General features: G+C 68.9%; 6 protein-coding genes and 1 pseudogene. All 7 read right to left on the bottom strand.

All coding sequences use genetic code 11. The annotated features are described in order from the left end of the window. Nucleotides 1-1,270: BREX-2 system adenine-specific DNA-methyltransferase PglX (gene pglX, locus LJE69_RS01055; protein ID WP_296920385.1), on the bottom strand; the 1,270-nt coding region annotated here is incomplete at its 3' end. Nucleotides 1,271-1,435: 165 nt separating this feature from the next. Beyond that, nucleotides 1,436-1,843: a PIN domain-containing protein gene (locus LJE69_RS01050; protein ID WP_296920381.1), complete on the bottom strand. Its 408-nt coding sequence runs from the start codon at nucleotides 1,841-1,843 to the stop codon at nucleotides 1,436-1,438. Further along, complete coding sequence (locus LJE69_RS01045) at nucleotides 1,840-2,076, bottom strand: ribbon-helix-helix domain-containing protein (protein WP_296920378.1); 237 nt, start codon at nucleotides 2,074-2,076, stop codon at nucleotides 1,840-1,842. The genes LJE69_RS01050 and LJE69_RS01045 overlap by 4 nt, the downstream gene beginning before the upstream one ends. 268 nt (nucleotides 2,077-2,344) lie before the next feature. Then, nucleotides 2,345-2,746 (bottom strand): PIN domain-containing protein, encoded by a 402-nt coding sequence (locus LJE69_RS01040; RefSeq protein ID WP_296920375.1) that lies wholly within the window; start codon nucleotides 2,744-2,746, stop codon nucleotides 2,345-2,347. Beyond that, on the bottom strand, nucleotides 2,743-2,979 hold the full coding sequence (locus tag LJE69_RS01035; RefSeq protein WP_296920372.1) for a hypothetical protein: 237 nt from the start codon (nucleotides 2,977-2,979) through the stop codon (nucleotides 2,743-2,745). The genes LJE69_RS01040 and LJE69_RS01035 overlap by 4 nt, the downstream gene beginning before the upstream one ends. Nucleotides 2,980-3,171: 192 nt before the next feature. Then, nucleotides 3,172-3,705 carry a transposase gene (locus LJE69_RS01030; RefSeq protein WP_296920367.1) on the bottom strand — a complete coding sequence of 178 codons (534 nt, stop codon included), beginning with the start codon at nucleotides 3,703-3,705 and terminating at the stop codon, nucleotides 3,172-3,174. A 206-nt stretch (nucleotides 3,706-3,911) separates the two neighbouring features. Further along, nucleotides 3,912-4,697 (bottom strand): annotated as a pseudogene (locus tag LJE69_RS01025) (hypothetical protein); the annotation flags it as partial.

The raw sequence follows: 4,697 nt of genomic DNA, 5'->3' as shown, positions 1-4,697 counted from the left end.
CGGGGTGAGGACCCGAGACGGCGAGCTGAAAGAACCGCTCGGTGAAGGGCACGCCCAGCGAATACTGCCGGTGACAGGTGTCGTAGCGGTCCCGGTACAGCGCATTGACGGCCTTGTCCTTGACCGTGACATAGGGCGGATTGCCGACCACGGCGTGATAGCGCCGGCCGAGGATGGCGTTCAGCGCCGGCAGGTCCTCGGCCGCGAACGCATGGCCGATGCCGGGCCGCCCGGCGAGCTGCTCGGCGCCGCTGCCGAGGTCCAGCTCGCCGAAGCGCCGGCCGTGCAGCAGGCTGTCGCCGGCGGCGACGTGGACATGGAAGGCCGGCGCCTGCTCGCGGCGGATGCTGGCCACACCGCTCGCCTTGAGCGCGGCGATCAGCAGCCGGAAGCGGGCGATGGCGACGGCGAAGGGGTTGAGGTCGACGCCATGGACCTGGGCCAACGCGCGCTGGGCCAGCTCGCGGGGGTTGGTGCCGGGCTCGCGGTCCTGCCAGGCGGCGAACAGCCGCTCGAAGGCGCCGAGCAGGAAGTGCCCGGAGCCGCAGGTGGGGTCGATGAGCCGGACCTGGTCCAGGCCGAAGGTGTCGATGGCCGGCGTCAGCGTGCGATCCAGGATGAAGGCCTCGACGAACGCCGGCGTCTGCAGCAGGGCATAGCGCTTGCGGGCGGCCTCGGACAGGTCCTGGTAGAGGTCGCCGAGGAAGCGGGTGTTCCAGTCCGGGTCGGTGAAGTCGTGCACCAGCGCGCCGCTGTCCGGGTCCACGCGCTGCCAGAAGCGCAGCAGCTCGGCGGCCGCGTCGGCGCTGGGCCGGAGCGTCCACAGCGGATTGTGGGCCGGGTCGAGAAGGTCCGCGGCGGCGGGATGGGCGCGGACGCTGTCGAAGGCGTGCAGCAGGTACTCGCGGTCGGACAGGGTGCGCCGCTCGGGGGCGCGGAACCAGAGCTCGCGCTCGTCCAGCGCGCGGCCGCGGCGCTCGCCGGGGCCTGCGAGCAGCGGGCTCGGGATCAGCGCGTTGTCCTCCAGAAAGCGCACGAAGACGCAGCCCAGCACCCAGGCCACCGCGGCCTGGGTGACGATCTCGTCGCGCCAGACCTCGAAGGCGGCGGCGACGCGGCCGGCGTCGCGGGCTTGCCGGTACTGGGCGCGCAGCTCGGCGTCGGTGGCGGCGCCGGTCGGGTCCGCGGCGCCGGCGCGCGCGCGCAGGTCGTCCTCCAGCGCCGGCAGCAGCCGTTGCAGGTCCTTGAGCAGGTTGGGGGCGTCGATCATGTCATGCAGTCCCAGGTTCGGACGCGTGCGTCCGACTCGTCCGACTCGTTCCCAAGCTCTGCTTGGGAATGCGGTCGCGAAGCTCTGCTTCGCGTCTTCGGGAAGCGGAGCTTCCAGGCCCGGTTCCCAAGCGGAGCTTGGGGACCAGTGTGAAGCGCTTGCAGTTCAGCTCAGGCTCGGCAGGCAATGCAATCCGAAGGTGCGGAAGTCCGCATCGACGGCCAGGCAGACGGGCAGCGCCAGGCGCTGCACGAGCGCGAAGCTGGTGCAGTCCGTGAAGCTGTAGCGCTTGTCGCGGTACTGGTTGAAGAGGGTCCAGGCGGCGGCCTCATCGTTGGCTGTGACGCGCTCCAGGCGGGCAACGCGCTGCTCGCGCAACTCGGTGCCGAGCCTGCGGGCGACATCCCAACCGAGCTTGTAGCGGGCGAGTGTGACGGCCTCGTCGAAGACGTAGTTGCTCGTCACCAGTCTGCCGCGATAGGCGTTGAAGGCATCCACCACACCAGCGTGGTCCGGATCGTTCTTGTCCAGCAGCGCGTACCAGGCCCCGGTGTCGACGAAGGCGCGCTTCATGGGCCATCCAGTCCGTAGAGGTGCCGGTCGTGGTCGCGTCCGACCGGCTCTCCACTGCCTTCACCGATGCCGATCAGTGCGTCGAGGGGATCGTCCGCGGGCGGCTGGCTGCGGTCGAGGTGCTCGTCGATGAGACCGCGGATCAGCGCCGCCAGACTGATGCCCCGACGCCGTGCCTCATCGCCGAGGCGGCGGTACTGCTCCGGCTCCAGAGAGATCTGCGTGCGATGCATCACGGGCTCCGCGGGTCGGCTTGAAGGTCGGGACGGTACATCACGACACAGATGATGTAAACATCAAGGCACCATGCAGGCGCTGCCCGGCCGGTTGGAGTCTCACTCGTTCCCAAGCTCCGCTTGGGAACGCGGTCGCGAAGCTCTGCTTCGCGTCTTCGGGAAGCGGAGCTTCCAGACCCGGTTCCCAAGCGGAGCTTGGGAACCAGTGGACCAGTGGACCAGTGGACCAGTGGACCAGTGGACCAGTGGAAGTGGACCGGCACAGTCAGCGCCAAACGTCCGTCCGCATCGTGTCGAAGTGGTGGTCGTAGGTCCACACGGATAGGCCCAGCCGAGACGCCAGGGTGGCCAGCGTGGCATCGAACAGCGTGATGGACTGGTCGGGAAAGCGCCCGACCAGGGCGGCGGCGTCGCGGTAGTCCTGTGGGCTCGGATTGACCCAGGCACTGCCCGTGCGTACGTCTTCGAGCCAGGCGGAGGCACTGCCGGAGCCGAGCCGATACCGGATCAGCGTGTAGGCCTCCAACAGGATCGGGTAGGCGATGACGACCGACAGCTCGTCGTCGGCAAGCGTCTGCAGTTGCGCTTGCGCCCGCGCATGGTGCTGGTCGTCGGGGTCGATGGCCGCGTACAGGGGCCCGGTGTCGGCAAGAACGGCGCGGGTCACGTCGAGGACAGGTAGCGATCGTGTGAGACGCTGACGTCGTTCTCGCCGCTGCCCTGCTTGGCGGGCCGAATGCGCAGCGCGGACGTGGACGGCAGATAGCCCCGCTCGATCAGGTACTCCCTGACGGCGACCTGGACGACCGAGGTCAGCTGCACGGGTACGGCTTGCTCACCGACGAAGCGCTCCAGCGCCTGCTCGAGATCATCCGGTAGGGTGATGGTTGCGCGTTTCATGAGCCAAGCATAGCACCAGGTGGTGCAGTTGGTGCAGACCGACGTGCCGCCTCGCCGACGCGTTCACCCGTTCCCAAGCTCCGCTTGGGAACGGGGTCGCGAAGCTCTGCTTCGCGTTCTCGGGAAGCGGAGCTTCCCGGTCGGGTTCCCAAGCGGAGCTTGGGAACCAGTGTGCACCAGTGTGCTGCGCTTTCACCAATTCATGTCCACGTCGATGAGTCCGGGCTGTCCGGCGTAATTGCGCGCACTGGACCAGCGCCAGTGCTCGGGCAGGTCGACATAGCCGCGCTTGACCGGGTTGTAGTGGATGTAGTCGAGCTTCTGGCGCATGACGACATCGGCCTCGATGCGCTGCGGATGGCTGCCTTCTTCCCACAGTTGATGCTCGGATTGGGTCTTGTGCCGCCGCTTGAACAGCGCGAGCAGTTCCAGCAGGCGCAGGGCCTTGGCGGCGGTCAGGTGGTCGATGATCTGGCGGGCGGTGAAGGATTTGAAGCGCCGTGCGACGCTGCCGATGTCTTGCGCCGCGGCGACCAGATGCAGGTGGTTTTCCAGGATGACGTAGCCATGCAGCCGCAGACCTTCATGCAGCGTAAGCCAACGCCAGGCGTCGTAGAGCACCTCCACCGTGGCGGGACGGGTGAAGACCGGCAGCCAGTGATTGATGGTCATGGTCATGAAGTAGGGCGCATCATCGCCGATGAAGCGGTAGCGGCTGCGGGGCATGATCGTCTCCTGCTGTTCGCTCGTTCCCAAGCTCTGCTCACTCGTTATGCTCACTCGTTCACTCGTTCCCAAGCTCTGCTTGGGAACGGGGTCGCGAAGCTCTGCTTCGCGTTCTCGGGAAGCGGAGCTTCCCGGCCGGGTTCCCAAGCGGAGCTTGGGAACCAGTGTGACGCCCGTGTGACGCCCGTGCGACCAGTGTGAGCCGTTTAGGACGCGGCGGCCGCGTCGCCCTGGTACGCGGCGAGCCAGAGCTCCGGGATGCGCGCCCATTGGGCGGTGGTGAACACGGGCACCGGCCGGCCGTCCAGGGTGGGGCGCTGCTGCTGGCCGTCGGACGGGATCAGCACCCAGAGGCCGGGCGGGCCACCGGGTCGGCCGGTGCACTCGCGCAGCGCATCGAGCAGGGCAAGCTGGTTGTAGCGCGCGAGCAGGCCCGGGTTGGTCAGCAGCACCGGGCGCGGCGCCGCGGCGATCGCGTCCCTGACGCCGGGCAGCGCGGCGCGGACCACGCGCTGCAGGTTGCCCCAGTCGCGGCTGCCGCCCCGCTCCGGGGCCGGCACCGTATCGGCCCGCAGGACGATGCGCCAGTCCACCTTCTTGTCGGCGGCGAAGGCCTGCATGTGGCGGATCAGGAGCCGGTCCAGGCTCACCACGTCGAGGGCAAAGCGGGCGGTGAGGATCCGCTCGGCGTCCAGCACCCGCGCCGGTGAGACGGCCAGGGCGAGGAACTGGCCGTTCGCGGCGGCGTGGACCAGGCGCCGGTCAAGCTCGTCGATCTCGACCTTGTCGGCGGGGACCTCCTCGAAGCGCCGGGCGACGCTGGTCAGGCGGGTCAGCGCGGTGGCCGAGAGCACGGTGGTGAAGTCCCGCAACGGTGCGACATAGGCGCCGTCCCCGTTGCGCGCAGACGGCTGCCACTCGAGGTCGCTGCCGGCCTCCTTCAGCAGCCGGTCCAGCTCGGGCCGGTCCGGCAGGGGCTGGGCCGCGGGGTA

The sequence above is a fragment of the Thiohalocapsa sp. genome, from assembly GCF_022340605.1.
GTDB lineage: Bacteria > Pseudomonadota > Gammaproteobacteria > Chromatiales > Chromatiaceae > Thiohalocapsa.
The sequence above is the reverse complement of the archived record's forward strand: the minus strand, read 5'-3'. Positions and strand labels throughout refer to the sequence as shown.

Excerpts from the sequence above, each read along its gene's own strand:
- LJE69_RS01050 (WP_296920381.1), bottom strand. The coding sequence starts at position 1,843 with ATGAAGCGCGCCTTCGTCGACACCGGGGCCTGGTACGCGCTGCTGGAC.
- LJE69_RS01045 (WP_296920378.1), bottom strand. The coding sequence starts at position 2,076 with ATGCATCGCACGCAGATCTCTCTGGAGCCGGAGCAGTACCGCCGCCTC.
- LJE69_RS01035 (WP_296920372.1), bottom strand. The coding sequence starts at position 2,979 with ATGAAACGCGCAACCATCACCCTACCGGATGATCTCGAGCAGGCGCTG.
- LJE69_RS01030 (WP_296920367.1), bottom strand. The coding sequence starts at position 3,705 with ATGCCCCGCAGCCGCTACCGCTTCATCGGCGATGATGCGCCCTACTTC.